General features: G+C 49.1%; 24 protein-coding genes and 1 tRNA gene. 12 read left to right on the forward strand and 13 right to left on the reverse strand.

The window, feature by feature from the left end; all coding sequences use genetic code 11:
- Positions 1–109: 109 nt before the first annotated feature.
- Positions 110–538, reverse strand: a complete 429-nt coding sequence (locus K2Y22_06660; GenBank protein ID MBX9878126.1) for a hypothetical protein — start codon at positions 536–538, stop codon at positions 110–112.
- Positions 539–623: 85 nt separating this feature from the next.
- On the opposite strand from K2Y22_06660, the gene K2Y22_06665 reads away from it, so the two are divergent.
- Entirely contained in the window at positions 624–1,547 is a 924-nt protein-coding gene (locus tag K2Y22_06665) for a glycosyltransferase family 2 protein (GenBank protein ID MBX9878127.1), read from the forward strand.
- Positions 1,548–1,619: 72 nt separating this feature from the next.
- Here the strand turns inward: K2Y22_06665 and K2Y22_06670 are convergent, their stop codons facing one another.
- From K2Y22_06670 to rpmH, 5 genes are read right to left on the reverse strand one after another with little or no spacing between them, the layout of a single operon-like run.
- Positions 1,620–2,180 (reverse strand): hypothetical protein, encoded by a 561-nt coding sequence (locus K2Y22_06670; GenBank protein MBX9878128.1) that lies wholly within the window; start codon positions 2,178–2,180, stop codon positions 1,620–1,622.
- A 50-nt stretch (positions 2,181–2,230) separates the two neighbouring features.
- The gene (gene yidC / locus K2Y22_06675; protein MBX9878129.1) at positions 2,231–3,385 is read right to left on the reverse strand and encodes a membrane protein insertase YidC; all 1,155 of its coding nucleotides are present in this window, start codon (positions 3,383–3,385) and stop codon (positions 2,231–2,233) included.
- The gene (yidD, locus tag K2Y22_06680) at positions 3,385–3,678 is read right to left on the reverse strand and encodes a membrane protein insertion efficiency factor YidD (protein MBX9878130.1); all 294 of its coding nucleotides are present in this window, start codon (positions 3,676–3,678) and stop codon (positions 3,385–3,387) included. The genes yidC and yidD overlap by 1 nt, the downstream gene beginning before the upstream one ends.
- Complete coding sequence (gene rnpA / locus K2Y22_06685; GenBank protein MBX9878131.1) at positions 3,675–4,016, reverse strand: ribonuclease P protein component; 342 nt, start codon at positions 4,014–4,016, stop codon at positions 3,675–3,677. The genes yidD and rnpA overlap by 4 nt, the downstream gene beginning before the upstream one ends.
- Before the next feature lie 42 nt (positions 4,017–4,058).
- Positions 4,059–4,193 carry a 50S ribosomal protein L34 gene (gene rpmH, locus K2Y22_06690; GenBank protein ID MBX9878132.1) on the reverse strand — a complete coding sequence of 45 codons (135 nt, stop codon included), beginning with the start codon at positions 4,191–4,193 and terminating at the stop codon, positions 4,059–4,061.
- Positions 4,194–4,419: 226 nt separating this feature from the next.
- On the opposite strand from rpmH, the gene dnaA reads away from it, so the two are divergent.
- From dnaA to K2Y22_06720, 6 genes are all read left to right on the forward strand, one after another.
- The gene (dnaA, locus tag K2Y22_06695) at positions 4,420–5,835 is read left to right on the forward strand and encodes a chromosomal replication initiator protein DnaA (GenBank protein MBX9878133.1); all 1,416 of its coding nucleotides are present in this window, start codon (positions 4,420–4,422) and stop codon (positions 5,833–5,835) included.
- A gap of 306 nt (positions 5,836–6,141) precedes the next feature.
- Positions 6,142–7,329, forward strand: a complete 1,188-nt coding sequence (gene dnaN / locus K2Y22_06700; protein MBX9878134.1) for a DNA polymerase III subunit beta — start codon at positions 6,142–6,144, stop codon at positions 7,327–7,329.
- 39 nt (positions 7,330–7,368) lie between these two features.
- Positions 7,369–7,442 (forward strand) — tRNA-Asp (locus K2Y22_06705).
- Between the two features lie 624 nt (positions 7,443–8,066).
- The gene (locus tag K2Y22_06710; GenBank protein ID MBX9878135.1) at positions 8,067–9,380 is read left to right on the forward strand and encodes a M4 family metallopeptidase; all 1,314 of its coding nucleotides are present in this window, start codon (positions 8,067–8,069) and stop codon (positions 9,378–9,380) included.
- 112 nt (positions 9,381–9,492) lie between these two features.
- Positions 9,493–11,379, forward strand: a complete 1,887-nt coding sequence (locus tag K2Y22_06715; GenBank protein ID MBX9878136.1) for an acyl-CoA/acyl-ACP dehydrogenase — start codon at positions 9,493–9,495, stop codon at positions 11,377–11,379.
- An 82-nt stretch (positions 11,380–11,461) separates the two neighbouring features.
- Positions 11,462–13,708, forward strand: coding sequence for a hypothetical protein (locus K2Y22_06720; GenBank protein ID MBX9878137.1), 2,247 nt, complete (start codon positions 11,462–11,464; stop codon positions 13,706–13,708).
- A gap of 284 nt (positions 13,709–13,992) precedes the next feature.
- On the opposite strand, the gene K2Y22_06725 is transcribed toward K2Y22_06720, so the two are convergent.
- Together K2Y22_06725 and K2Y22_06730 are read right to left on the reverse strand one after the other, a co-directional pair.
- The gene (locus K2Y22_06725) at positions 13,993–14,856 is read right to left on the reverse strand and encodes a DNA adenine methylase (protein ID MBX9878138.1); all 864 of its coding nucleotides are present in this window, start codon (positions 14,854–14,856) and stop codon (positions 13,993–13,995) included.
- An 86-nt stretch (positions 14,857–14,942) separates the two neighbouring features.
- Complete coding sequence (locus K2Y22_06730; protein ID MBX9878139.1) at positions 14,943–15,788, reverse strand: histone deacetylase; 846 nt, start codon at positions 15,786–15,788, stop codon at positions 14,943–14,945.
- Positions 15,789–16,275: 487 nt separating this feature from the next.
- Between K2Y22_06730 and K2Y22_06735 the strand changes: the two genes are divergently transcribed.
- Entirely contained in the window at positions 16,276–16,977 is a 702-nt protein-coding gene (locus K2Y22_06735) for a hypothetical protein (protein ID MBX9878140.1), read from the forward strand.
- 236 nt (positions 16,978–17,213) lie between these two features.
- A complete protein-coding gene (locus tag K2Y22_06740; protein ID MBX9878141.1) occupies positions 17,214–17,579 on the forward strand; it encodes a hypothetical protein in 366 nt (121 codons plus the stop codon).
- A 114-nt stretch (positions 17,580–17,693) separates the two neighbouring features.
- On the opposite strand, the gene K2Y22_06745 is transcribed toward K2Y22_06740, so the two are convergent.
- Positions 17,694–18,338, reverse strand: a complete 645-nt coding sequence (locus K2Y22_06745) for a nicotinamidase (protein MBX9878142.1) — start codon at positions 18,336–18,338, stop codon at positions 17,694–17,696.
- An 84-nt stretch (positions 18,339–18,422) separates the two neighbouring features.
- On the opposite strand from K2Y22_06745, the gene K2Y22_06750 reads away from it, so the two are divergent.
- The gene (locus tag K2Y22_06750) at positions 18,423–19,229 is read left to right on the forward strand and encodes a creatininase family protein (GenBank protein ID MBX9878143.1); all 807 of its coding nucleotides are present in this window, start codon (positions 18,423–18,425) and stop codon (positions 19,227–19,229) included.
- Between the two features lie 71 nt (positions 19,230–19,300).
- On the opposite strand, the gene K2Y22_06755 is transcribed toward K2Y22_06750, so the two are convergent.
- From K2Y22_06755 to K2Y22_06770, 4 genes are all read right to left on the reverse strand, one after another.
- Complete coding sequence (locus K2Y22_06755; GenBank protein ID MBX9878144.1) at positions 19,301–20,044, reverse strand: phosphodiester glycosidase family protein; 744 nt, start codon at positions 20,042–20,044, stop codon at positions 19,301–19,303.
- Between the two features lie 398 nt (positions 20,045–20,442).
- The gene (locus K2Y22_06760) at positions 20,443–21,390 is read right to left on the reverse strand and encodes a hypothetical protein (protein MBX9878145.1); all 948 of its coding nucleotides are present in this window, start codon (positions 21,388–21,390) and stop codon (positions 20,443–20,445) included.
- Between the two features lie 27 nt (positions 21,391–21,417).
- Positions 21,418–22,077 (reverse strand): hypothetical protein, encoded by a 660-nt coding sequence (locus K2Y22_06765; GenBank protein ID MBX9878146.1) that lies wholly within the window; start codon positions 22,075–22,077, stop codon positions 21,418–21,420.
- Between the two features lie 243 nt (positions 22,078–22,320).
- The gene (locus tag K2Y22_06770; GenBank protein ID MBX9878147.1) at positions 22,321–23,793 is read right to left on the reverse strand and encodes a metallophosphoesterase; all 1,473 of its coding nucleotides are present in this window, start codon (positions 23,791–23,793) and stop codon (positions 22,321–22,323) included.
- Positions 23,794–23,982: 189 nt separating this feature from the next.
- Between K2Y22_06770 and K2Y22_06775 the strand changes: the two genes are divergently transcribed.
- Positions 23,983–24,390 carry a hypothetical protein gene (locus K2Y22_06775; protein MBX9878148.1) on the forward strand — a complete coding sequence of 136 codons (408 nt, stop codon included), beginning with the start codon at positions 23,983–23,985 and terminating at the stop codon, positions 24,388–24,390.
- Positions 24,391–24,431: 41 nt separating this feature from the next.
- Positions 24,432–25,022, forward strand: coding sequence for a hypothetical protein (locus K2Y22_06780; GenBank protein MBX9878149.1), 591 nt, complete (start codon positions 24,432–24,434; stop codon positions 25,020–25,022).
- Positions 25,023–25,144: the final 122 nt, after the last annotated feature.

Below are 25,144 nucleotides of genomic sequence, written 5' to 3' on the forward strand. Positions count from 1 at the left end.
AGGAATAGCCCGATTTTCATTCAACGTCAAGCCCCTATTTGACTTGACGTTATTTATTACCGTACAAGATGACAAAAATGGGGTGCTCTGAATGACAAAGTGGCGGATGTTAATGACCAGCGCCTTGTCCTAAGAAATAGATGCAAGACATCATCACGAGCATCGAGCTTGTTACACCGAGCCAGAATGATGCAATAAGAATTTGCCAGACAATGAGAGCCTGGCGCGCAGTCATGCTCACGATAATGCCCATGCGATTGACCATGTAGAAAATAACGGCAGCAACCGTACATAAAAGCGGCAATAGTTTGAGACCAGCGGCAACAGGTAGTGCAACTGCGGCTACCAAGCTCAATACACAAAGCACAACGAGTCCAATTGATACGTAGTCTGAAAATCTTTGGCGAACCGACTCGGTTACCGAAGCATCATTGATAAACTTGATTGCTTCAAAGAAGTTGTTTAGGTGCCCCCGTCTTCTTGAAGCCGGGTTGCTATCGTCCCCCGGACGACTGGTTGGAATATCAGACTCTGCCATGAGACAATCTCCAGACGGGCACTAAGTAATACCAATCTATACTATCAACCCGAAGTTGTCTTGGACCTAGATTAGAAATCACGAAATGTCTATCAACAAAACCGGCAAACTTTATGTCCTGATCCTTCATTGGCAGGAGCTGCAGCATACCCTGGCGTGCCTGAATTCATTACGGGCGCTGACTTTCCGGGATTTTCGCATCCTTGTAGTCGACAATGGCTCAGAAACGGACGACGGTCAGACTATCAGTCGCCAATATCCGGAAGTTGAACTTTTACGCTTGCCGGAAAACCAAGGCTTTGCCGGAGGGTGTAACGCCGGTATCAAATATTGCTTGGACAAAGGCGCTGAATGGATCTGGCTTTTGAACAACGATACAAAGGTTGGAATGGACAGCCTGGAGTTGCTTCTCGATGCCGGAGAGAAGAATCATAAAGCAGGCGCGTTGAGCGGCATGGTGTTAACAGGCGCCGGTGAGACTTTCGCCGCTTCCGGGCGCGGCGAAATTGACTTTAAAAAAGCAAAAACATATTTGCGTCCTGACGTGCCGAATGGTGCAACCGTTGTTGACTGTGAGTGGTTATCAGGAAGCAATTTGCTTTTGCGTGCATCTGCTTTGGCTGAGTCAGGGCTTTTTGATGAAGACTACTTTCTCTATTTCGAAGATACTGATCTGTGCCACCGTATTCGCCTAGCGAATTGGAAATGTCTACTTGTACCAGCAGCGAAAGTTGAGCACGTTGGCGGAGCGTCTACCGAAGGCAAACGGCGCTTTTGGCGCGCGTATTATTACACTAGAAATCGGTTGTTGTTCTTCAGAAGGTATTTGACGGGTACTTCGAGGTGGCCGGCGCAACTTTCCATTGCAGGACATTTACTTCGTCATGCGTTGGTTTTGCCGTTTAGAGGGCCAATTGGACGGAAGCAACTGAAGGCGGAATATTTGGGATTCACCGACTACGTGAACGGCCGATTAGGACGCGCGAAGTGTCTTGATTGGTGTGATTAAGGGCGCATGCAATGCGCGTACAGAGAACATAGGGCAAAGGGACAGTGGTTCCGTTTGACAAAAGCGGGAGAATTATTCTTCCCCGTTTAATTCGGCTTCCGACTCATCGGCGTGGAAGTCGTCTTCTTCTACTGGTTGTTCGCGGACTTCGCCTTCGGCGGGTTCGCCGGAGTAGCTGATGACGATGTGTCTGTTTGGACCCATGCCGCGGCTGTGCGAGGCGAGATCGGGGAAGTGTTCTTGCAAATAGTTGTGGACGAGGCGTCTTTCAAATGCGCTCATCGGCTGTAATTCGTATTCTTCGTATTCGCCGTTCAAGACTGCAACGGCTCCGCGCTTGGCGCGATCGACAATTGATTGTTCACGTCTTGAGCGATAGTCCATTACATCAATAATGATATGAGCTTCTTCTGCCGCGCCCGTGCGACACATTTGACGGAGCAAGAATTGCAGAGCTTCCAGCGCCTGTCCCTTGCGGCCGATTAAGAGTTTGGCGTCTGTATCCTGACAATCAATGTGGTAGCAGGTTGTTGATTCGTCGACAGGCTTTTCGCTGACTGTAGCCTGGATTTCCAATATCGAAAGTATTTTCTCTAGATGTTCTTTGGGGTTTTCTTGGGCAACTTCTGACATCACTAAATTTCCTTATCAGGTTTGCTTAGTTTACTTGGTTAGAGCTGGCTTTAGCCACCTTCTTTCTTCGGTGACTTTTTCTTTTTGCTCTTCTTCTTGCCTTCTCCGGTTTCGCCATTGGTCTCGATGACATCAATGACAGTGCCTTCCATGTTCTCGGACGACTTCGCCGGCGGGCCGTCGGACAAGACATCTACTATCGCAGGAGCAGGCTTGCGCATGATGAGCCATGTCTGCAAACTCTGAATGATGTTGGATATGACCATGTAAAGAAACACGCCTGAGGGCAGCGGTATAAAGAAGAACATACCGGTCAATGCAATAGGCATTGTTCTTTGTGTTTGCTTTTGAATCATTACTTGTTCGGGATCAGCATTTGCCGGTTGCGGTTGCACCATCAACTTCTGCGAGAGGTACATGGTGGCTCCGAACATCAAAATCAAGAATAGGTTATCCCAGTTAGCCGGCTTCAATAGATCCAGTCCTTTGGCGACTTTGCCCAGACTGCTGATGAAACCAAAGCTTTCGGATTTGGCAATGCCTGGAACCATTGCTTCAACAGTCACATCGCCTGTTTGCGGAAATACTGCCGTACCGTCACTGTTGACAGTTGCTCCGTGAGCATCGCCTGTAATTTTCCATTCGACCTTGAAGTCGTTAGGCAAAGTACCATCAACGGCTCTTGTGCCGAATACTATTTGATCACCGGCAACTACCGTTGAGTCGCCCGGGAAAACAATTACTTTAGCCAGGTTGCCTTCCCGACTAACATAAGCGCTATTGCCGCCGGAGACTTCCGCTTTTTTTACTTGTGCTGCATCTTGCTGCGAGACAACGTGAATTTTTACTGGGATTGCTTTGTCACCAAACGGCGGTCCGGTGAATGCTGCAAAGAGCGCAAAGAGAATTGGAAGTTGTACCAATGTTGGCAAACAACCACCAACTGGGTTAATTTGATTCTTTTGGTAGAACTCTGCGGCTTTCTTCTGGAACTTTTCCGGGTCGTTTTTATAGCGGTCCTGAATTATTTTCAATTGCGGCTGCAATTGCGACATGCGCTGCATTGAGCGAGTCGAGCTTGCAACAAGCGGATAAACAAGAATGCGCACTAGAATCGTCAGAAAGACAATTGCCCAGCCATAGCTATGGCAGAATTTGGCAATTTCCTCCAAGACAGGCAACATGAATGAGTATGTAATATCCACTATGGATTCCCCACTGTTTCGGTCAACAACTTGTGTGCGGTCACATTGAACGGGCGCATGCAATGCGCCCCTACGCCAACGGTACGTGTCGGCGGAAAGTCTGTGCCGCCTTTACAAAAAGGCTGGCAGCGCAAGAGTCTAAATACGGCTAGCGTTGCGCCTTTGAGGACGCCGTGCATTTCGATACTTTGCTTGGCGTAATCAGAACAACTCGGATAAAAGCGACACGCCGGCAGTCTCATCAAGCGCGTTGCTTGATAAAAACGAATTGCCAGCAAAAATAGTTCTTTCATCGTTTCGTTTTACCGAAGGACTTGTCTGCTTTATCAACTGCTTCACTCATTGTTTTAACGAGTTCATCGAAGCCGGCACTTACTGCTTGTTCGTTGATCAGCCAGACTACTGCGTACCATTGCTTGAGACTTTGTTTCTCCAGCCGTACTCTTCTGTATGCTTCACGCACCCTACGTTTTGATCTGTTGCGTTCTGTTGCTTTGCTGTGAACTTTTTTGCTAACTACAAAACCGGCAAACGGCAATCTTTCGTGGCTGCGTTCTTGCCGAGGCAAGACATACAACGTCACTGCCGGAGAAGCTACGAATTTTCTTGCTGCATAGGCACGCTTAAACAAGCTTGCTCGCCGCAACCGCTCTTCTTCCGGCAGCACAAAAACCTAGACGGAGAGTTTGTAGCGGCCTTTGGCGCGGCGCGCTTTGAGTACCTTTTTGCCTGCTTTGGTGGTCATGCGCTTCAGGAAGCCGCTATCTTTTTTGGCTTTGGTTTTTGAGCCTCTGAGAGTTCTTTTCATTACAGTGTCCTTTGTACTAGTTGCCAAATACTGGCAGAGCTATTGCTTAAATATATTAGTGATCTACAAGTTAGTCACTTATGCTATCATCTCAGGCAACATTGTTCTTGGCAGTCCTATAAGGACTCGGTTAAATATTTCCGAGACACAGCCTTAGTTTAAAGGCTTACTCTGTTATCTGATCGAGTTGCCGTCAAATGCCTTTTGATTAAGGAAAACATAAAGTTTGAGCGGGAAAGTCCAACTATCAGCGCCTGAGATCTGGGAATTGGCCAAGAAATCTCTTGCTCAAAAGCTCAGTCACCCGTCATTCAAGATGGGCGTAGATGTGGCACAGCTTCAGGACTTAACCGAAGATGAAGCTATCTTGGGCGTTCCAAATGACGGCACAAAAACTTTTGTCTGCTCTGGATACATCGAAATAATCGTGAACGCCATTGCTGAAATAGTCGGCAAAAAAGTTGCACTCAAGGTTGTTATTGATCCAAGCCTCGAGCAAGATTCTTATAATGGTTCTATTGCTTCGCTGTCTGCATCCAGCTCTGCGCCTGCGCTGAAAGCCGCTCCACCGGCTGATTTCATCGTTCCGGCGCAACCGCAATTTAACGCGCGTGTAACTTCGTCAAATCTTTCAGCTAAGTACACATTCGATAGTTTTGTTATCGGATCCCACAATCGCTTTCTACATTCTGCAGCACTTTCTGTTGCCGAAAGACCAGGTCAGTCATATAACCCGCTTTTCATATACGGGGGAGTTGGTCTTGGAAAAACGCACATCATGCAAGCAATCGGCAATCAATTGCTGAGATCCAACCCGCAATTGGTCGTGCGCTATTTGAGTTGCGAGACTTTTACAAACGAACTCATCAGTTACATTCGCGACGACAGAATGAAAGAATTTCGCAAACGTTATCGACAGATTGATGTCTTGCTTATAGATGATATTCAATTCATAGAAGGCAAAGAAGCGACGCAAGAAGAGTTTTTCCATACTTTCAATGCGTTGAAAGACAACGACAAGCAAATTGTTCTTTCTTGTGACAGACCGCCTAAAGCGCTTGCTCGTCTTGAAGACCGCTTGAAGAGCCGCTTTGAATGGGGTCTAATTGCTGATATTCAAACTCCGGATTTAGAAACGCGCTTGGCCATCTTGAGCAAGAAAGCACAGCTGGAAAAACTGGCTGTACCTGCTGATGTGCTTGAGTTTATTGCCAGCTCCTACACAACAAATATTCGTGAATTAGAAGGAGCACTGCTGCGCATTACCGCTTATTCGCGCATGACCGGTGCACCGATAAACATCGGCATGGCCGGACAAGTACTTGAGCCATCCGGTCCGCCAAAGTCCAAGAAAATTATTACTCTCGATCAAATACTTGAGGCAACCGCATCGCACTATCGCCTTGAAGTAAGTGAATTGCGTTCAACAAACAGATCACAACACCTTGCTCTACCAAGACATATCGCCATGTACCTCGCGCATGAACTTCTCGACATGAGCTTTCCAAGGATCGGCGAAGCTTTCAGTAATCGCAAACATACATCTGCTCTATATGCGCACAAGCGCATAAAAGAAGAATCTTCGAAAGATGCCGCCCTGTCACAAGACATCAAGCAAATCAGGCACCAGTTGAGCCTTTGAGTGCTTGTCGAAAACTTGTAGAAAACCTGTGTTTTGACTGTCAGCTTCTTGTCGGCCGAGGATTTTGCCAAAGAAGACAAGATTGGCAGATCGATCTCTTGGCCAACTGTTTTTCTACAGGGGTGATCCAATACTGGCTTGTCGTCCATCGGTTATCTACAGAAATCGGCTTCCCCTCTTACTCCTATTTATAGAGATCTAGTAACCTCGTCCAGAACCGTTTCACCAAAGAAGGCACCCTGCCTTGAAATTAGCTTCCCAAAGGAGTAACCTTTCAGGCATAGAGTTCTTGCCGAGGATATAGCTATGCATTTTGCTATCCAGAAGGACGCATTGGTTAAAGCGCTGAAGGACGTCAGCAGCGCAATCGCCACTCGTGTTGTTCAGCCGATTTTAAGCAATGTTCTTATCGAATCAATCGATGATGTGACATTGCGCTTTACCGCAACAGACCTGGATTTAGCTATTCAGACCAAGTGCCCCGCTGTTGTCTATAAGCCAGGCGCCGTTACTTTGCCGGGCAAGAAACTTCTGGAAGTTGTAGCAAAGTTGCCCAATGACCTGGTCACAATTCAAGTCACGCCCGAACATGAGACAGCTGTCACCTGCCAGCGTTCAAAGTTCAACATCTCCGGTTTGGCTGCAGAAGATTTTCCAAAAGTGCTTGATTCACGCTCATCAGACGGGCTTGTTATGCCGTCCGAAGTTTTGAAAAGAGCGATTGCTCAAACTGCCTTTGCTGCTGCCGGTTATGACGCTGCCAGCATTTTAGGCGGTGTCTACTTGTTGCTTTCCGATGGTTCTTTTGAAGCCACAGCAACTGACGCATCCAGACTCGCGCATAGAAAAGACACACTCAATGTCTCAAGTCCGGCCGCTCGCAGAGAAAGCGAGAAAGAAGCTGAAGGCGGTGTTACATCGACAACTGCCACGATGGATCGTCCAGTCACCTTGAAGGCAATTGTTCCAGCCAGAGCTTGTGCTGAACTGACAAAATTACTCGACGTTAAGGAATCACCGGAAGTGCGCATCGCGATGCTGAGCGGGCAAATCACTTTCGAAACGGATTCGCATTACCTGAGCACACGCCTAATTGGCGGCGAGTACCCGCGCTATCAGGAGCTTTTCCCGGCTAACTACACTCACCTAGCCCACTTCGAGCGCGAAGCCTTGATGTCGGTTGTAGAGCGCGTTGCTGTTATGTCTGATGAGCGCACACACCTGATCAACTTGCACTTTGATGGCGAGACTTTGAAAGTGTCTTCCAACACACCTGATGTTGGACGCGCACAAGACGAAGTGCCGATGCGTTATGAAGGCGAAGCTTTGGATGTCGCTGTTAACGTTCGCTATGTAGTGGAAGTTTTGCAGAAACTGACAAGCGCCGAAGTGCGTTTGGAAATGACCGGATCTTTGAAGCCGCTAATCTTCAAAGGTGACAACGATGAAAACTACCGTTACTTGTTGATGCCGGTTCAGTCAAAGACTAAATAGTCATGTGATATACTTCCTCCCCTGCTCAGAATCTATTCTGGGATCGTAGCTCAGCTGGTTAGAGCGCCTGCCTGTCACGCAGGAGGTCGCGGGTTCGAGTCCCGTCGGTCCCGAATTTTTTTACCCCTAGGCTGCCAAGATAGGCCAGCTAGGCCAGTAGCGAAGCCAGTTTGAGGCTTTGAGTGGCTCTCCAAAAAATCGCGAAAATGGCCCATTTTTGGGTTTCAAGCAGAAAAAGCTCTCTATCGGTGGGAAAATTCCTGGGCCGTAAGGTGGGCCTAGAAAACTGCAATTTGCTCGTTGCGAAAAAACGGAAAAGAAACACGAAAAAGCCAAGAGAGATCAAGAATGATACCACTCTCATAATGTGGTGCTAGCGTGAGTTATCGCGAACCTTTTTACTTCTAGATAATTGGAATTTCAATTGAAGTAAAGAGTTTCTATTTAGTAGGGTGGAAAATGCGATTTAGTTTCAAATTCTATTTGTAGTTCTTATTGAAGTAACCCCACCTAACCCAAACAGTCATTCAAAGCATTTGACCATTCAAGACGATGGCGCGACCAAGACTCCAGTTTGAGCCTGGTTCGTAGCTGACGGAAAATCGCACGCTGGCAGAAGCTAGCACAACGTAAGCCGGAACACGTAGCGCACCGAACAACGGTGCTCTTAGTGCTCCGGCTTTTTCTTTATCTCCACTTACTTAGCTCACCAACGTGCGTGAGCCAGGAGGCTAACTATGAGCAACTATCTGAACGGATTTATACCTGAGTTCATGCTCAACACCTTGACCTACAGCTCCCCGGAGAACCCAGCATTCGCCGACTTGCTCACAGCGGACAAGGAAACTGAGTACGCTCAAACATTTGAAATGCTTCAGCAACCATTCAAGCGTCGCAAGAGTCGCTTCTCGCTTGCCCTAGACAAGTTCATCGGCAAAGTCGATTCGCAAACTCTGGCGGCCTATGAACAGGCTGAGGCAATGCGCAAAGAAATGGAACTTGGCATGAAGTTCTACAAGCGCGTTTATAAACCAAGTGAGTTGGGCTTCATCGACGGCGTTATCGCCGGACTGCAATTCGTGATTCTGACCGGTCGTGCGCCTAGCCAAGAAAAGGGCAATGGCACCGGCGAGAGATTTATCTACGATGCAGTTTGCGACTCCGACTTGCCTGGAAAGGAATACTGCAGCGAGACTAAAACGCCAACCAAGGCCGATGAAGACCTGGACTCCTTGTTCAAGTTTTCCGGACAAGTGCGCAAAGTCTTTCTGGATGTCTTCGGCAAAAACTCCCTTGACGGCAAGGGCATGAGAATCAAAGCCTCAGGACACTACTCAAACACCGGCGACAAACGCAAGTGTGAATATGACAACGCGTTCTGGAATGGCTACATGTTTGTTTGCGGTAACGCCAGCAAGAAGATCTTCAAGACCTTCATCCTGCTAAGCGTTGTAGCTCACGAAATGGGCCACGGCTTTGAAAACATGACACTTCCCTCATGGAACAACGACTACTACGGCGAGCAAGGCGGACGAATGGAAGCATTCGGCGACTTTATCTCGGCAGTGGTAACGCTTGTTTCCAACAACTGGACCATTGAACATGGCGCCACGAAGGAGGTTGGTGGTTTCCAAATCGGTAAAGGCATCTTCATGCCTCAGATTCAGGGCTACTGCTTGCGCGATCCATTCCTGGAAATCGGCGAGTACGAGTACAAGGATCCCGTCATCGGCAAGTCTCACCAAACTCGCCACATGAAGGAAATCTACAACGGTGAATCCGATAGAGGCGGCGTGCACTGGAATGCCACAATCTTCTACGGAGCGTTTGCTCGCTGGTGCAGACGTGGCGGTGGCGACATCACCAAGTATGCACGTGTCTGGTACAACGGACACCAAAGAATCAAGAGCTCGCACAACTTCCAGCAGGGCATTGAGGCTATCGGCAGCGTTTGCCAAAGCGCAGAACCGAGTCTCTATCCGCATCTGCGCGAAGGCGCCAACGAAGTTGGCTTGATTCTGCCGGGTAACGTGCAGATTATAGTGCCGTGATGCAGTCATTGTGAGCGTAGGGGCGCATTGCATGCGCCCTTTTGCGAAGAATCTCACGTGTTAAAGCCGTGAGATTCTTCGCTTTGCTCAGAATGACGCAAAGGAGAAGACAATGGTTGATAACAACGAAAAGAGTCTTGCAGAAGATATGTTGCGGATTGGCGGGAAATCCGAAGAGGAAGCCAAACGCACAGGTGCCGTCGATCGCGCAGACGACGACGTAGAAAAGTTTTTTGCCGAACAATATCGCACTGCCAACAGCCCGGTTCATAGGGCGGTTTGGCGTCGGATAAAAGGCAGTAAGTTTAATTCCACTCCCGTAGAAAACAAGTACATCAACGAGGCATTTAGTCGCTCGATTGTCACTGTGCAGAATTACAAACAGCGCGGTGCTCTTTATAACGAGCAAGACAAACTCAGCGATAGCCTAATCGACGAGCTTGGCAAAGCCGGCTATTGGGGCTTGTTAATCGACAAAGAGTTTGGCGGACAAGGACTGAGTGTTCGCGAATTTATGGATTATCTCAAGCGGATGTCCGCATACGGCGAGCCCACACTTGCCGGAATGTCCTCTGTTCATGGTTGCATCGGCGCAGTAGACCCAGTGCGCACATTTGGCAACGAAGAACAGAAGCAAAGATTTTTGACAAAGCTGGCTAGCGGCGAAGCGCTTTCCGGTTTTGCTTTGACCGAGCCCGGCGCAGGTTCAGACCTGACAGCAATTAAGACGACAGCCGTTTTAGATGGCGACAATTATTTGCTCACCGGCGAAAAGCTGTTTATTACAAACGCACTGCCGGGACGAACAATAGGCGTTGTCTGTCTTGTCGACGGCAAGCCGGCTGTTTTGATTGTCGAGTTGCCCAATGAACACAACGAGAATTTCGAAGTTGTTCATTACGGATTGCATGCCTTGAGGCGCGCCCACAACAACGGTCTGCGTTTCAGGAACTTCCCTGTGCCGAAAGAAAATCTTCTTGTCCCGCCGCACGGCGATGGCCTTACCATTGCGTATCACGGATTGAACAGAGGGCGTGTTGCTCTGTGCGCAAATGCATCAGGCGTATTGCGCAAGATGTTGAAGAGCATCATGCCCTGGGCGAAATATCGTGAAACATATGGCGCTGCCATCGAAACACGCGAGTTGGTCAAGAGAAGAATTGCTCGCACGGCTGCTTTGATAATTGGTTGCGATGCGCTTGAAACCTGGTGTTCAACACTGTTGGACGAAGGATATCGAGGCGAACTCGAGTGCATCATTGCCAAGATCTTTGGCAGCGAAGCACAGAAGGAAGTCGCAATTGAATATGTGATGAAGACTCACGGCGGCAGATCTTTCCTTGTTGGTCACGAATTTGGCGATAACCTGCACGACTTTCTTGCGCCCTGTATTTACGAGGGTGAGGGCGAAATGTTGTGCATGGCTTTCTTCAAAGGGCTGGTAAAGGAGCATGGTTTGTCGTTTATGGCGCCTATTGCTAAACGCCTGGAAATTTGCCGACTGAAGACATTCAATCCAATAAATCCTGTGCACGTGTTTAAGCTGCGTCGCGAGATTTTCAATTACAGCTTCTGGTTTTTGGGACAGCTGTTCAAGTTGCCAGAGCGAGCCAAAAATATGGACAAGCGTTTGGTTAAGCACGCTCAATTTGCCAACGACCAATTGAGCAAAGCTGCACTGGAGCTTAGTTTGATCATGGTCAAACATCAACTCAAGCTCGCTGATAGACAAGTGAGAATGGTTGAACTGTCGCAGCGGATTCAAGATTTGATCGTCATATACGTCACTTGCCAGTACGCCAATCAAACTCCATATGACGGTGTGAAGATGGCTGCCGCAGACGTACTTTGCCGCGACCTGACGAGAAAGCTCACAGGCAAGCGGATATCCGACAGTGACATTGCGGCAATGAGAAAACTTGCCGACTACGTCATCGACGGACACTTCAAAGAAATAGACGGCGTTGAAGAGACAGAAATTCTTAGACGCTACAAGTAATCACAACTAAATAGAAGAGTTTCCCCCTCAAGCCCGACTGGATTTTTCCGGTCGGGCTTTTTTCTTTGCAAGGTAACCAAACATGACCAACAGAAACACAATTTCTAATAACCCCCTGTTGTTGGCACTTAATGGCCAACTCAAGGCACAAGGCGGTTCGAGCGAACAACCCAGCAAAGAGTGGCGCCAGAATCTGACCGGAATCATCAAAGTTGATCTGGAAAGACGTGCCCGAGAAAAGAAAAGCGCTCGCGGCCCGGCAATCAAGCTGAAAAAGGCGAAAGGCAAAGTGCCGGTTGCGCTGAAGATGGAACGCCAGAAGGCTCTCGATATCTATCAAGAAATTCGTGAGGTTTTTCCAGGCTACGGCAGACTGGGAGCGGATGCTCGCAGATCAGGACAGAACTTGATTCAGGTTCCTGGTACAGGTGAAGAAAACTTCCCGTATCCGACACCACATGCTTTGAAAGCAGCAGCCAAGCGTCGTTTGTTCAGCTGGATGGAAGAAGTTGATCAGCAGATTGCCATCATCGAAGCAATCGCCGGCGGCAACGTCAGTGAGCCGAATCCAACCCCTTCGAGTGTTCACACGGATGGAATGAAATCCGCTCGTCGTTCCAACGAGGAAGAACTCGGCGCTACGCTTTTTGAACAAGCGCGCGGAGTTGAGTCCAAGCTGGCCGATGGCAAACTTGAGCCTGCGTTGGCGCGAAGATTTGCTTATCCGAAAGGTGAGTTTCAGTATGTCGCTAAGATTGGCAGCAATCAAGAACAGCTGAAAAAGTGTCTTGAAGAAGCCGGTACCAATGAAGTCCTCAAGAATGCAATTCTCGAATTGGACAAAGAGCCAATTGAGGACTTCAAGCGCATGGGCAAATTGCAGCCTGCTGCGCTTAGCTTGGAGCTGCAGAGACGAACTGCCGAAGAACTCTATCGAGAAGTTCTTCCCGGCTTGTTGCTCATGCTGGAAGGCATGTATCCTCAACTGCCGGAAGAAATGCTCATCGAAGTTGCGGCACAAGCGATTGACCAAGAGTTGATGCTCATTCACTACGTAATGTGGGTATGGGCTGATATCTTCTCGCAAGATCGCAATCGTTTCTTCGTCAAGGAAAGAGCTTCAATCGATGAATTCATCGATGGTTGCTTTGATCAGTTCATCAGCAAGGAATGTGGTAAGTGCGGCGATACATGTCGCAACTTGCTGGCCACGATGACCGTGGGCGGCAAGTTCAAATGCCGCTTTGAAGCTGATGGTCCGTCGACTCTTCCTGCGCAAGCCATTCAGGCTCGTGGTCCTAGCGGAGCGGATGCGGCGCACGCAGTGAACATTCCATTCAACATGGAAAAGATCACGGCGTTTGTCAAAGTTATCTTCGCTCACGAATTTATGCATGACATTTTTGCAGACATTCAGGGCAAGGATGGCGGCCCGTCTCTGGAACAAGAGTTGCTTGACGTTGTCGACAGAGCACTCGTGACCGCCTCCAAAAAGGCAGAAGGCGAAAGAGGTCGTCTGAAACTCTCCACTCCGCACATCATGGTGGGCGAGCAGAAAGTGAAGACGATAACCGTTCTGCGCAAGGTGTTTGCCGACACGCTCAATGAAATGAACGCCGATATTTCCGGCGGCATTTTGCTGACTGGTCCAGCATTCCTCGACTGTATGATTGTGACTTTCAAGGCGCTCTATGGACCAATTCTTAGACGCTACGGTCGGGATAACAAATTCCCGAATGAAACAATCTACACCGCCGACGAAGAAGGTCGCATCGAGATGGAAGCTCACTTGCCTCCATACATTAGAGCGAAGATCGTGCGGTTTGCGCTGGAAAATCTTGGTTTCAAGAAAGAAGCTAAGAAGTACGGCAAACTGACTGATCAAGCGACGGAATTGGATGAACTGCCGAAGTTCGCCACCTGGTTTGATGCAGAGGGCGCATTCCCGAACATCGACATTCCGTGTGTTGATTTGGAAGCGGCTGGTCGCTTTGTGGTGAAAGCCATTATGTCGACCAAGCTGCAGTCACTCAATGGACGCTCGATGAGACAGCTGATGAACTACACGCGCGAATCTCAAGACAGAGTCGATGTGCTGGTCAAAATCATGATCGGTGAGTTGACGATGGATGATGTGCCAACGGGTAGCATTCTTGTGACCGACGTCGCCGCCGCAGCGGTTCTTGCGCACAGACGCTTGGTTGAGAAGAATGAAACCGGACGCAAGGCGCTGGAGCATCTGCAACAGGTAGAGCCGCTGCTTCACGACGTCGCAGTGAAAAGAAGCCGCGAAGCGAAGAAGCGCGAGCGCTGCGAGGATAAGGAGTAAGAACGAGAGGGGTGGAGGAATTCACCCCTCTTTTTTTTGTCGTTGTCTACTAGCGCCAATAGTAAAGAAGGTTTAAAAATTAAGCGCGTCCCGATCTTGGTCGTGTAGACATACCGGTTGCCCCACCAAAGCCACCAGAGCCAACAGGTATCTGTAGGAGCCCAGTTGTGGCAAACACAAATCAGGGCGGTGTCTTTCAGGACAAGAAGGGAACGCGCTAAAAACTAAAACGAAAGAACTCCTTGTGACTATTTCCATCATAGCACCGGATGCTAAGGGTGGACTCAGTAGTTAAGCACAAGGAGTTCTTTAACGGGGCCGCGGCGGTTGCCTTTGCAGTTGATGGCCCGGTTGGCTAGGACTGTTTCTTGGCGGAAGTCGGAGTATAAGTCGCGGATGAAATCGTTGTCGGAATTGCTCAACATAAGCAGGCAGCCGCGTTTGGACAATTTGGTGAATACTTCGGCCAGGCGTTCTTGGTCTTCTTCGCGGAAGGAGCCTTTTGTGTAACTCGTGAAATATGCGGTTGTGCTTACTGGTTGATACGGCGGATCTAAATAAATGAAATCGCCTTTTTTGGCGGTTTTCAGCGCCGTTTCAAATGGAGCGCAGATTACATTTACTTGTTTGAGCAATTTGCTTGTGGCGCGTAAATTGTCCGCATCGCAAATGCGCGGGTTTTTATATTTGCCGAAAGGCACATTGAATTTGCCGCTGCTGTTGACACGGTACAAGCCGTTGAAGCAAGTTCTGTTTAAAAAGATCATGCGCGCTGCACGCTGCGCTGCTGTTAATTTGTCCGGATTTAAATCCCGAACCTTATAGTAGTGATCATAATTGTTAGTGTGTTTATGGAGGGCTCTGATCACCGATTCTACGTCGTCACGAATCACCTGGTAGCAATTCGTAAGTTCAGGATTCAAATCCGAAATTGTGGCCTTTCCTGGCTGCAAGTGAAAGAAGACAGCACCGCCGCCAATAAATGGTTCAAAATATGAGTTAAACGCTTTTGGAAAATATTGTTCGTAAGATGCAAGCAATTGTGATTTTCCGCCGGCCCATTTTAAAAATGGTCGGGCAATTGTTTTTCCTGCCGGGAGGGATGTTATCCCCAGGGCAGGCTTGTAAGCGTTGACTGCCGTGTTCACTTATTTGGCTTTCTAGTTTTTATTTGCTGTTGCAACTAAAGGTCTAGAATCCATTATATATAGAAAATGAAACACAGTTAAGAATATCAGCAACCAGCTCGATTAAGCATGTGTTTCACGGCGAAGTAGTGGACTTCCCAGACGTGTGGACCGTAGCCGCCGGCAAAAACCATAGCTAATGGAATTTGTTTATCAGCAAATTTGTCTATTACGTACTTGTCGCGCTTGTTCATTTCATCGAGCGTTAGTTGCATGAATTTGGTTCCCGCCAAAACATCCTTCTCGTATGGATCGCTACCGCCGATGTAAATAACGAGGTCGGGCGTGAACATGCTCAACGCTTTGTCGACGGCGTTTTCCACATGCTGCTGATAGTCTTTCATTTGATTTTCGTAGAGACCAACATCAAGCGTGCTTTGTTGTTTTTCTTCCGGCCAACCTTCTTCTGAATGCACCGACAAAGTAAACACGGTCGGATCGTTTTTGAAAATCAATGCAGTGCCGTCGCCCTGGTGGAAATCAAGATCGACAATCAACACATTTTTGACGAGCCTGCGTTTTTGCAGCGAACGAATTGAAACAGCAATGTCGTTTAAAACGCAAAAGCCACGGCCCTTATCGGGAAATGCATGATGATAGCCGCCACCCAGGTTTGCTGCCAGTCCATGTTTCAGCGCAAGTTCAGCGGCAAGAAGTGTGCCGCCGCATTTAAGGCGAATATCGTCGAAAAGATCGCTCAGTGGCAAATTCTTGGGGCTGGCGAAAAACTCTTTGTGACGGAGTTCGAAAATTTGCTTCCAAACTTCTGAATCCTTGAGTGTCTCTAAATACTTTCTGGTGTGCACAAGTTCGAGATCTTCAACAGAGATGAGATCCGGTTCAACACGCGCGACGGACTTGTCACGATCTTTTTCTAGTTGATCTAAAACCATTTGACCCCTGTCAAGGGCAAAAGGCTTTGACACACCGAAAATTGAAAGATCGGTGTTGTACTTAGGTGAATACACCAAGATGGTTTTGCTCATTGCCATAGTTTATCGCGCTTATTGGCGTCGTTTACTTCGCGCGCGGCTCGGCCAGCTTGCGCTAGAGTCTGTTAATAAATCGTGAAGCCCCCATGGAAACCAGGCTGGCGCATCGGCCGGCGCGGGTTCTGTTTTTCACGAGTGCGCTACTGCACGCGCTAAGTACAAGTTGTCTTTGGTAGTCGAAATTTCATAAGCTAAGTTACTTGTCTAAATATCAATTGCACACCAAGAAAACCTCACTGCACCAAGCATAAACCCGAATTAGAAACTAATTGAAGCGAGCATGTTCCATGTCTGATGAACATGTGCTTTTTTGTGTTTGCCGGTGGTGTTGCATTGCTGTGTTGTTGATGGACATATTTAGCCCATTTGTTTTTCTTTGGAGAAAACAATGAACGGAATCATGAACGCTTTTAAGGCTGTCCAAAACTTCGCGAGCGTACTTGTGCGCTCTATGTTCAACGTCAAGGGATTGTTTAGCATTGCGATGATCTCCTTGCTTGTTGCCGCATCTTCGCAATTTAGCGGAGTAGCTGGCGACATTCTTGGCGCCGCTGTTGCTGCTGTGCTTGCCGGCTTTAGTCTCGGCATCATGCGCAAGCAAGCGACCAGCGACCAAGCCAGTTTGCCGCAATTCAATCTCAAGAACTTGCTGAAGTTCCTGACTGACGGCACGATTGCTATCGCAATCAAGTCGACCTTGACGCTCGGCATGATGGTTGCAGGTGGCGCGTTGGCTGGAATACCAGGTGCTTTGATTGGCTTTATCTATAGCCAATTGGCGCTAGTTCACTACGCGGCTTCTGAGGAAACTCTGCCCAAGGCAGAAAACCAAAGCGACCGCTTGAGCAGAGGCATTAAGGCCATTTCGTCTATCGCTGATCTGAGAACGATTATCGGTACCGTATTTGCCAAGCCGCTGAACACCATTGCTGCTCTCGCTGCAACGTTCGGCATCGGTCTTGCTGCTAGCTCTGCTGCCAGCGCTGCTCCTTTCCTGGCTGCTGTTGCTGCCGTGGTAGCTCTTGTGACTAATGCTCACGTATGGTCCAAGGTTTATCGCTCGGCAAATTGCGACAGCGATTGCCACTAAAGCCTAGTCTCCCTCGTGAAATGTGCGGGGCTTTCGGAAACGGAAGCCCTGTTCTTTTCTTGCAACACAAAAGGAGATTGGCATGGAAGAAGCGGAAGACACAGCAGATGTTGTAACTACTTACGAAACGAACTTTGTTGATGACATTGAAACGAAGGCGTTTCTGCTGGCCCGCTGGCTTGATACCGGCTAGCGTCGGTGTCTTACCTATTCGTTAGCAAATTTGGAGACAGAGTATGAAAGGAAAAATCGCACTCGCTACTTTGGCGTTGATGGTGGGACTTACTGTCGCGCCGAATGCCGCATTGGCTAAACCGTCCGTGAAGGATGGTGGTCAAACTTTGATTGCATGCCCCTGGGCGAAATGGTTTATGGATGAGCGTCGGTGGGAATACGGCCATCGAAATCATGATCATGATTTCGATTTTCATTCGAGCATGATCCACGACGACGACATGGACATGATTGCAGATCCGCCTCCGATGAAGACCGTTGAGGTATGGAAGGGCAATAAGAAAGAGATTCACATTGTACCGAGCGATAAGCAACCGTCGGTTGTTATCTTTGGTGGTGGAAAGACGGAGATCGTTGACCCGCAATAGATTTTTGCTTTGGAAAGTACTGCCGCGATGGGAACACGGGGCAGTACTTTCCGGCGATTTTTGTTTTTGTGGTGGTTATACTAGATGTAATAGTAAAATGCTTGAAATGAAAAACTAGTCCACGTTGATGAACGCCCGCAGTTGATGCGAATTCACAAGTTTCACTCCCAGCTCCTCAAGCTCCTTAAGTGTAGCCTCGCGCTTCTCCGGTCTCGCTGGTTTCGTGGCATCTGTCACGACGTAGGTCGGAATGCGCAGAAGCTTCACGGAATCAAGCGCCGTGTACTTGACGCAGACGTCTAAAGCCAGACCCATGACGAACACTGCTTTTATTCGGCGGTCAGTTAAGAAGCCGGCTAACTCCGTTTGCGTGCGGCCGATGTCGTCTTGGAAGGCGGACAGGCTGTCTAATTCAGGGTCTTGTCCCTTAAGAATAACAAGGTCGGCGGTCTTTGTGTTTAAGTCTGAATGCAACTCCGCATCCAGGGTGCCTATGATGGCGTGTTTTGGCCAGAGTATCTGTTGCACGCCACAGGCGAAGACTTCCACGTAAGGCTTGGCGCCGCGATGATTGTCGGCGAAGCTAATGTGATTTTCCGGGTGCCAGTCTTTTGTGAAAACTACCGTCCCAAAAAGCGGCAAGATGGAATTGATTATCGGAACAATTTGGTCGCCGTCAGGCACAGGAAGGCTGCCTGTCGGCATAAATGCGTTTTGCACATCCACCACAATGGCGGCGATTTGGTCTTTGTTAAACATAGTGGTTTCTCTCTTTTCTGTAATTCCCAGAAACATGACGTCTGAGGCGCATTGTTACGGGGTAAGACTTGCCTAGGAAAAAACATGACGCGCAAGATTCTTAAGAAACTAGCCGATACGGTTGCGACCAGTAGCAGCCCGATTAAAGGCGTCTTGTTGGAGCAACTTACCTGGCAGGAAGCCGAGGTTGTGCTGACGCCGGACACCGTTGTTGTGATTCCGCTGGGGGCGGCATTAAAAGAACATGGACCGCATCTGCGGCTAAACAACGACTATGTGATGGCGGAGTATTTGAAGAATCGCATTGTTTCGGATACGCCGGCTGTTTTTACGGCGACGGTTGGATATCACTATTACCCGGCGTTTATTGAATATCCAGGGTCGGTTTGTTTGTTGGAAGAAACCGCGCGGGATTGTATTGTTGATATTTGCAATAGTTTGGCTCGATTTGGACCGAAGCGTTTTTATGTTTTGAACACTGGTGTGTCGACGATGAAGCCATTGGCGTTGGCGGCGCAGATACTTTCGCTTGATGGTATTGCGTTGGAGTATACGGATCTTGGGAAGATTCTTGCACCTGTCGTGGATAAGGTGGGGCAGCAGGAAGGTGGAACGCATGCGGACGAGATTGAGACGTCGATGATGTTGTTTATTGATCCGACTTGCGTTGATATGACTAAAGCTGTGAAGGACTACGATACGTCGGGGAAGGGCCGCCTTACGCGCATTGAAGGTGGACAAGGGACGTATTCGCCGACGGGCGTCTGGGGTGACGCGACACTTGCGACGGCGAAGAAAGGGAAGAAGCTCGTTGACGCGCTGGTGACGGGGATAGTGAAAGACATCGAGAAACTCCGCGGACATGCTATAGAGAGTCGTAGCAGGGGGTAAAATTTTTTCTTTTGTCAACCTGAGGCAAGGGCGCATGCAATGCGCCCCTACAGTCAGGATGAGAGATAACATTAGTCCTTCCGCAGGAGCAGAAGAACCGACTTAACGTGGGTTTCCGGCTTTTTTCCGCAAGCTGTTACGCCGTAGGAGTCGCCGATGGGATGCACGAACATCGTGGTCGATGTGCCACCATCGAAGTTGAGGGCTTGGACGCAGCCAAGTTGTTTCATCACGTTGGCAAGTTCGCGGAGAGTCATGCCGGGTGATGATGAGTCTTGGGGTTGTCCAGCTACTGCTACGAAGATGACGGTTCCATCCGGGCGGATGCCGATAGCAGTGCGAGCTGCGTTGCGGCGGGAGCCGATGGAGTCGACTGTGTGTCCGTCGTCAGGATCTTGTCGCACGAAGGCTTCTTCTTCGTCTGTCACTGTCGGCAGGAGCTGTGGTCCGGCTTGTAGTGAGTGGACTAGTTGATCGCCTTCGGCGAGTTCAGCATCGTGGGAGGTGATGGCGAATTTGGTTTCGCCGCGCGAGTCCTTGAGGATGCGGAATTCGCTGCGGTTGAAGATCTTGTCTAGATGGGGTTGAAGTTTGGGGTTGTTGACGAGAGCTTCGTTCTTGGTGGGATCGCCGACGACTTCGCCGTCTACGATTACGTAACTCGTGCTCTTGCCGTCTTTCAGGTTGAAGTAGCCGCCGTTGATAGCAGCGACGGCTTTTTCCGACTTGGCGGTTTCTGAAGTTGGGCGGGTAGATTCGGTGAGGAAAGGTGCGAGCTTCCAGGTGTTGGTGGTGTCGGTTGTGATGACGTGCACCAGGCTGTTATTTGTGGAACGGAAGTGGGCGTAGAATTGGGTCGGGCCTTGTTGGAGTGTCGGCGCGGGAGTGGGTGAGAAGTTGCAGGTGGCTGCGATGAGGGCGAACAAGGAGAATGCGACGACGGAGCCCAGGATTAGGTAGGCGATTTTTTGAAGCATGAGGGACCTCGCTTTTGGGGAGTGCGGAGAGGTTGGTAAAGCATGAGAAGGTAGGGGCGCATTGCATGCGCCCTTTGTGTAAGGACTGCCGGAAGGCAGTCCTCAGGGGGGTGCGTGTTTAGTTGGACCTTGTCTTACGACTTGAACTTCGGTGAGTCGCGGCAGATTCCTCCATGCGCTGCGCTTACAGCGCGCAGCTTGGTCGGAATGACAAAACAAAGAAGCTCAGAATGACGTTAGGAGTTGGCGTTGAACAGCGCGAGCAACTGCTCCGCTGGTTCTTGGACGTTGGGCATCAGGCTGGTTTCGGCGATTTTTCGGATGAGTTTTTCGCCGTGGGATTTGATGTATTGGCGGTCCAGGAAGGCGGAGGCTTTGGCGATGGAGAGCAAGCAGTAAATTGCTTTGTTGCGGTCGTAGTGAGAGGGGCGATCTAATTGCTTGAGTAGGTTTTTGATCAAGGGGTGCTTGATGTAGGCGCCGTAGATGCGGGCAACGTAAGGCAACATGAAGCGGCTTATGTTGTTGCGCACGGATGACGATGGGTCGTCCAGGAGGTGGTGTACTTGGGCAATTGTGCCTTCGAGGTCGGACTTGGTCCAACAAAGGAGATTGGCCGCGGTTGATCGCATGTCTTCGTCGGGGTGGAACTCGATGACTTCTAGGATGTTTTGTTTGAATGACGGAACAAGCTCGGCGAGTTGTACGCAGAGTTTGTGACATTCGGGATCGTCAGGAATATCCAGGAAGTTTTGGTCGTAGTTTTCTCTAACGGCAACGCCTTCTTCGAATAGGTTGAAGATTCGTGTGTACAACTGTTGTTGCAGCTCGAGGATTTCCTCGTTTGCAAGAGTGATTTCTCGATCATTGATTGCGCGGTAGGTGCAACGATGTTCGTCGCCTTTTTCGACTACGTCGATTACGCCTATGGCGGTGAATTTGTTGTCCTGTCCGATGAAGCGGAAAAGCACGCCGCCGGAAAAGGGCAGCGTGTATTTTTCCTGGAGCTTATTGCCGGCTTCTTCAACGACGGACTTCATGGTGCTGTCGATACGCCTGCCGAAGCGGCGCTTTGGCAGATTGCGAAGTATCGTCTTGGTGTCGATCTGGTGATTGCCATGGATTTCATAGCCATACCAGGTCCAGTTGGGGACCGATTTCTTTTTCTTAGAGCTTTTTGGCATGGTTGATTCCTTGAGGTGAAAATGGAGTTAGTTGAGTTGACCGAACTGCACCCAGAGATCGAAGTTGTCGATCAGTAGTTGTGAGTCGGGCAGCTTCGTGTCGGAGTAGAGTTGGGATACTTTGCCGTCTACGTCGTAGATGGCAAGTTGTATAAGGCAGGAATCGCCGGATGCGTCGCGTGTGAACGTGAGCGTGGCGGTTGGTTTGCCTTCGTTGGTGTAGGTTTTGGCGGAGACGAGTTGTTTCACGCCGCTGACTACTTCGTATTGATACGTCGTGCGCCTTGTGAATTTGCCGGAGCTGTCGGCTTGAGCGACTGTTATTGCTCCGTCGTTTGGTGCCACGATTTGGTGCGCACAGGCTGCTGGAGATGGTTTTGGCAGGTCGGTGAAGTAGTGACCTAGTCCAAACACAGAAGCTAGCCCACAGATGACGGCAAGCAGTTTCCATGGAAAGCTCAATTGGCTAAACCAATTTCCTTTTTTCTGTGGAGGAAGCTCAACCGGCTTTTTCGTTTTGGGCTTCTTTGAGTCGCGCTTCTTTGGTTGGTTGACTGCTTGTTGTTGCGGATGTTCATCGGCGCAATAAAAGCAGGGCTCTCCCACATCTTGGGGAATGTCGAGAATCTCTGCGGCACAGGAATTTTCTTGAGACTGTGCGTCTTGGTCGTTGGGTTTTTCGGTCATAGGGATTCCTCCGGTAAAAAGCGAGAGCCCCAATGCCTGCAGTAATCTGCGCAGGAAAATCATTGGAGCCCTAATGGGTGTTGGTATTTGCGGGGTTGTTCGGTTTTGCTTTAATTTAAATAGCTAGTGCTTATCAAAGACCAACTTACATAAAATCTAGTATTAAAGGCAAGAAAAAGAGCTAAGTTTTAGCGTAATGTGTTCACGCAATTGCGCTACGCCTTGAAAATGCTGTTGTATGAGCTATTTGTTGATCTGAAAACGATCGAGTTCAACACCATCTTCTGAGATCTGTTTCACTATTAGATGGCGGCCATTTACTTCGCAGTTGGTAAACGAGTGGGTGTTGGCGACGAAGACTTTGGTGAAGTTTTGCCAGCGCTCCGGGTGCGCGGCGATTGGATTGCCGGTTAGATTGGCACCGCCGCCGCCAGTGATGAGATAGACCACACCATTTGGTTTGGCTGTCACTTTTGGATTGTTGTCTTGAAATTGTTTATCGCACAATGCATCGCCTGTGACGGTGCCGTTAAAAGGATTGGGGAAAACATTGGTGAGATTCTTGGACAACTTGAAACGTAGAGGATAAGTTCGCTGATAGTTGTGAACGTGTCCGCCAAAGGCTACGTCCACGCCGTATTTCTCGAAGAGATCGCATAGCAAGCGAATACGCTGATCGTAAAAGTGTTTTCTATCGGAATTAAACGGTGGTTGGTGAAATGCGACAAACTTCCATGTTGCTTTGCTTGCGGCCTTGAGATCTTGTTCTACCCATTTGCGCAGTCTTGGATTTGCCCAGTCCATGTAATTGTTTGCGTCGAGAATTAGCCAGTGAGAGTTGCCCCAATCGAAAGAATAATTGGCCATTACTGGATATTTGGATCCTGTTTCAGCAAGAAAGACACGTTTTCTTTCTGCTGATCCAATGAGAATTGGGGTATTTGGATTCCCTTGAAGTTTTATTGGTCCATTCAAAGGCAAGTCCCAGACTGCGAAGTACGCAAGTCCGTCCGGAAAGAAATCTAGATTTCTCGCATAAGTTGAATGGGCCAAATCGACATCGTGGTTGCCGGGTGCGGGAATAATCGGCACTGAGCGCATTAGCGGAGCGCCTGTTTCAGGAGAGGCTACGTCGTTGTTGTATGCAGGGTAAAAATTTGTCCGGTATTCAGATAGGCGTCCGTGCTTGTAAGTGATATCGCCTGTGATGACGATGAATTCCGGTTTGCTCAAATATGTCTGATAGGCGACTTTCCTTTGCGCGGCACTGCCGTAGCCGCCATCGCCAAAAACCGCAAAGTGATAATTGGTGCTGTTGTCTTCCGGGGTTTTTGATTCGCCCTCAAAGCGAAGTTCCTGATCGTCGTAGAGGCGGTATTTAAAAGGCTGACCTGGTGTCAAACCTGTGATGTCTGCCGCGTACAATCGTGATGGAGCGAGCAGCTCTGGTCTTGCGTATTTGTAGACAATGGCGTCGCTTGTTGTCCATTTGTCATTTTGTGAATATTGAAGAGACCAATTTCTATTTACGTCTGTTGTTTGCCAGAGGATTACGGCTGATTTGTGATCTTGGTTGTTGCCGATCTGCACATATGGTTTGACCAATAAAACATCGGTGACTTTTGGTGGCACAAACAGGATTTGAAACAAATTGACAACAGGCACTAATGCCAGTGCAGTCAAAATGATAATCAGGGCTATCCAGCGTTTGTTCATCTATTGATGCAGTCTGAGTTGGTATGTACTGTCAACCCAAAAGCCGATTATCAGGGCAATCAACATTAGGATGAAAAGGAAGAATGCCAAGGTCAGGGCGCTCATTTCTTCGGGTTGTGACACGTCAAATCCTCGCGGCTCGAATCAATTATAATTTGTGCTTGTATTGATGACAAAGGTCGGCACAAATTGGCGAAACAACAAGTTATTGGCATCATCCTTTGTGAGCGTGTACTGCAGGATGTTTTGCGGCGCGATCACATTTCTTGCATAAACATTCACAATGGCATTCCAGTGCAGGGATTTCCGGCAACGATTCCATTGATATATGCCTTTGCGCAACTAACAGGCTCGCACCAGGAATTTACGTATCAATTTAAGATAGTCGACAGGCAGAACAACATCATTACGTCGTCACCGGTGGCGAAAGTTGAGCCACTGCCTAATAGATTTATGACGCACAAGATTATCAGCGCATTCAGCGGTCTTACATTTAATGAAGAAGGAATGTACAACGTCGTCCTGACGCTGGAAGGCGAAGAGTGTGGCACATTGCCGTTTCAGGTCATGCAAATTAGTCCCGACGGGCAAGGTTAAATCGGCTATGCTGGATTTAGGCAGCCGAGGAGACTCTGTATATGGAAGCAGTTCTATGGAATGTAGAAGGCAGACAGGCGGAGAATTGCTTCGATAGGCTACAACATCTTTGTCACCAAATGGACAGCTCGGGCGGCTTGATTAAGGCGGTAGCCGGCGCTGAAGAAGGTCGCGGTGATAGGTTTGTGCTTGTTACATTTTGGAAGTCTTGGGATAACGTCTCGCGCTTTCTAGGCGGGGCGAAGTCCGACTTGTTGCCGAAATTGGGCAGTCCGCATTCTTTTGAAGTCGTCTGGCAATTCCCTGTAGAGGAAGTAAGTGTTACTCGGAGCGGGAATTACTTGGTTGCGTATGACGTGTACGCAGGTGAGTCCTCGGATGCGGTGCTCGAGCATCTGCGGTCGGGAGTCGGCCGGTTGAGTCACGAGACGGGTTTTGAAAGCGCTGCTATTTGGATAGACAGGAATAATCCACAACACTTGTTGCTCGCCGCGCATTGGGGAAGTGAGCCGTGTCCCGACGCGGGGCGCGTTGAGGAATGCTTGATGCTGGAGAGTGACCACGTGCGCGTTGCGGAGAAACGGGTTGGCGTGTATCGCGTGAAGGCGCTTGATCCGCTTGCGCGGGTGTAACATGTCATTTCGAGCGAAGCAGCAAAAGGCTGCGTAGTCGAGAAATCTTCTACAGGTGTTGGGCGGGGCAGGTGATCACCAGCTTCTTCTTCTCGTCGTAGCAGATTTCTCCACTCCCTCGC

The sequence above is a fragment of the Candidatus Obscuribacterales bacterium genome (assembly GCA_019744775.1).
GTDB lineage: Bacteria > Cyanobacteriota > Vampirovibrionia > Obscuribacterales > Obscuribacteraceae > SBAT01.

Coding starts and splice junctions, on each gene's coding strand:
- K2Y22_06660 (MBX9878126.1), bottom strand. CDS start 538: ATGGCAGAGTCTGATATTCCAACCAGTCGTCCGGGGGACGATAGCAAC.
- K2Y22_06665 (MBX9878127.1), top strand. CDS start 624: ATGTCTATCAACAAAACCGGCAAACTTTATGTCCTGATCCTTCATTGG.
- K2Y22_06670 (MBX9878128.1), bottom strand. CDS start 2,180: ATGTCAGAAGTTGCCCAAGAAAACCCCAAAGAACATCTAGAGAAAATA.
- yidD (MBX9878130.1), bottom strand. CDS start 3,678: ATGAAAGAACTATTTTTGCTGGCAATTCGTTTTTATCAAGCAACGCGC.
- rpmH (MBX9878132.1), bottom strand. CDS start 4,193: ATGAAAAGAACTCTCAGAGGCTCAAAAACCAAAGCCAAAAAAGATAGC.
- dnaN (MBX9878134.1), top strand. CDS start 6,142: ATGCATTTTGCTATCCAGAAGGACGCATTGGTTAAAGCGCTGAAGGAC.
- K2Y22_06710 (MBX9878135.1), top strand. CDS start 8,067: ATGAGCAACTATCTGAACGGATTTATACCTGAGTTCATGCTCAACACC.
- K2Y22_06715 (MBX9878136.1), top strand. CDS start 9,493: ATGGTTGATAACAACGAAAAGAGTCTTGCAGAAGATATGTTGCGGATT.
- K2Y22_06720 (MBX9878137.1), top strand. CDS start 11,462: ATGACCAACAGAAACACAATTTCTAATAACCCCCTGTTGTTGGCACTT.
- K2Y22_06730 (MBX9878139.1), bottom strand. CDS start 15,788: ATGGTTTTAGATCAACTAGAAAAAGATCGTGACAAGTCCGTCGCGCGT.
- K2Y22_06735 (MBX9878140.1), top strand. CDS start 16,276: ATGAACGGAATCATGAACGCTTTTAAGGCTGTCCAAAACTTCGCGAGC.
- K2Y22_06740 (MBX9878141.1), top strand. CDS start 17,214: ATGAAAGGAAAAATCGCACTCGCTACTTTGGCGTTGATGGTGGGACTT.
- K2Y22_06745 (MBX9878142.1), bottom strand. CDS start 18,338: ATGTTTAACAAAGACCAAATCGCCGCCATTGTGGTGGATGTGCAAAAC.
- K2Y22_06750 (MBX9878143.1), top strand. CDS start 18,423: ATGACGCGCAAGATTCTTAAGAAACTAGCCGATACGGTTGCGACCAGT.
- K2Y22_06760 (MBX9878145.1), bottom strand. CDS start 21,390: ATGCCAAAAAGCTCTAAGAAAAAGAAATCGGTCCCCAACTGGACCTGG.
- K2Y22_06765 (MBX9878146.1), bottom strand. CDS start 22,077: ATGACCGAAAAACCCAACGACCAAGACGCACAGTCTCAAGAAAATTCC.
- K2Y22_06770 (MBX9878147.1), bottom strand. CDS start 23,793: ATGAACAAACGCTGGATAGCCCTGATTATCATTTTGACTGCACTGGCA.
- K2Y22_06780 (MBX9878149.1), top strand. CDS start 24,432: ATGGAAGCAGTTCTATGGAATGTAGAAGGCAGACAGGCGGAGAATTGC.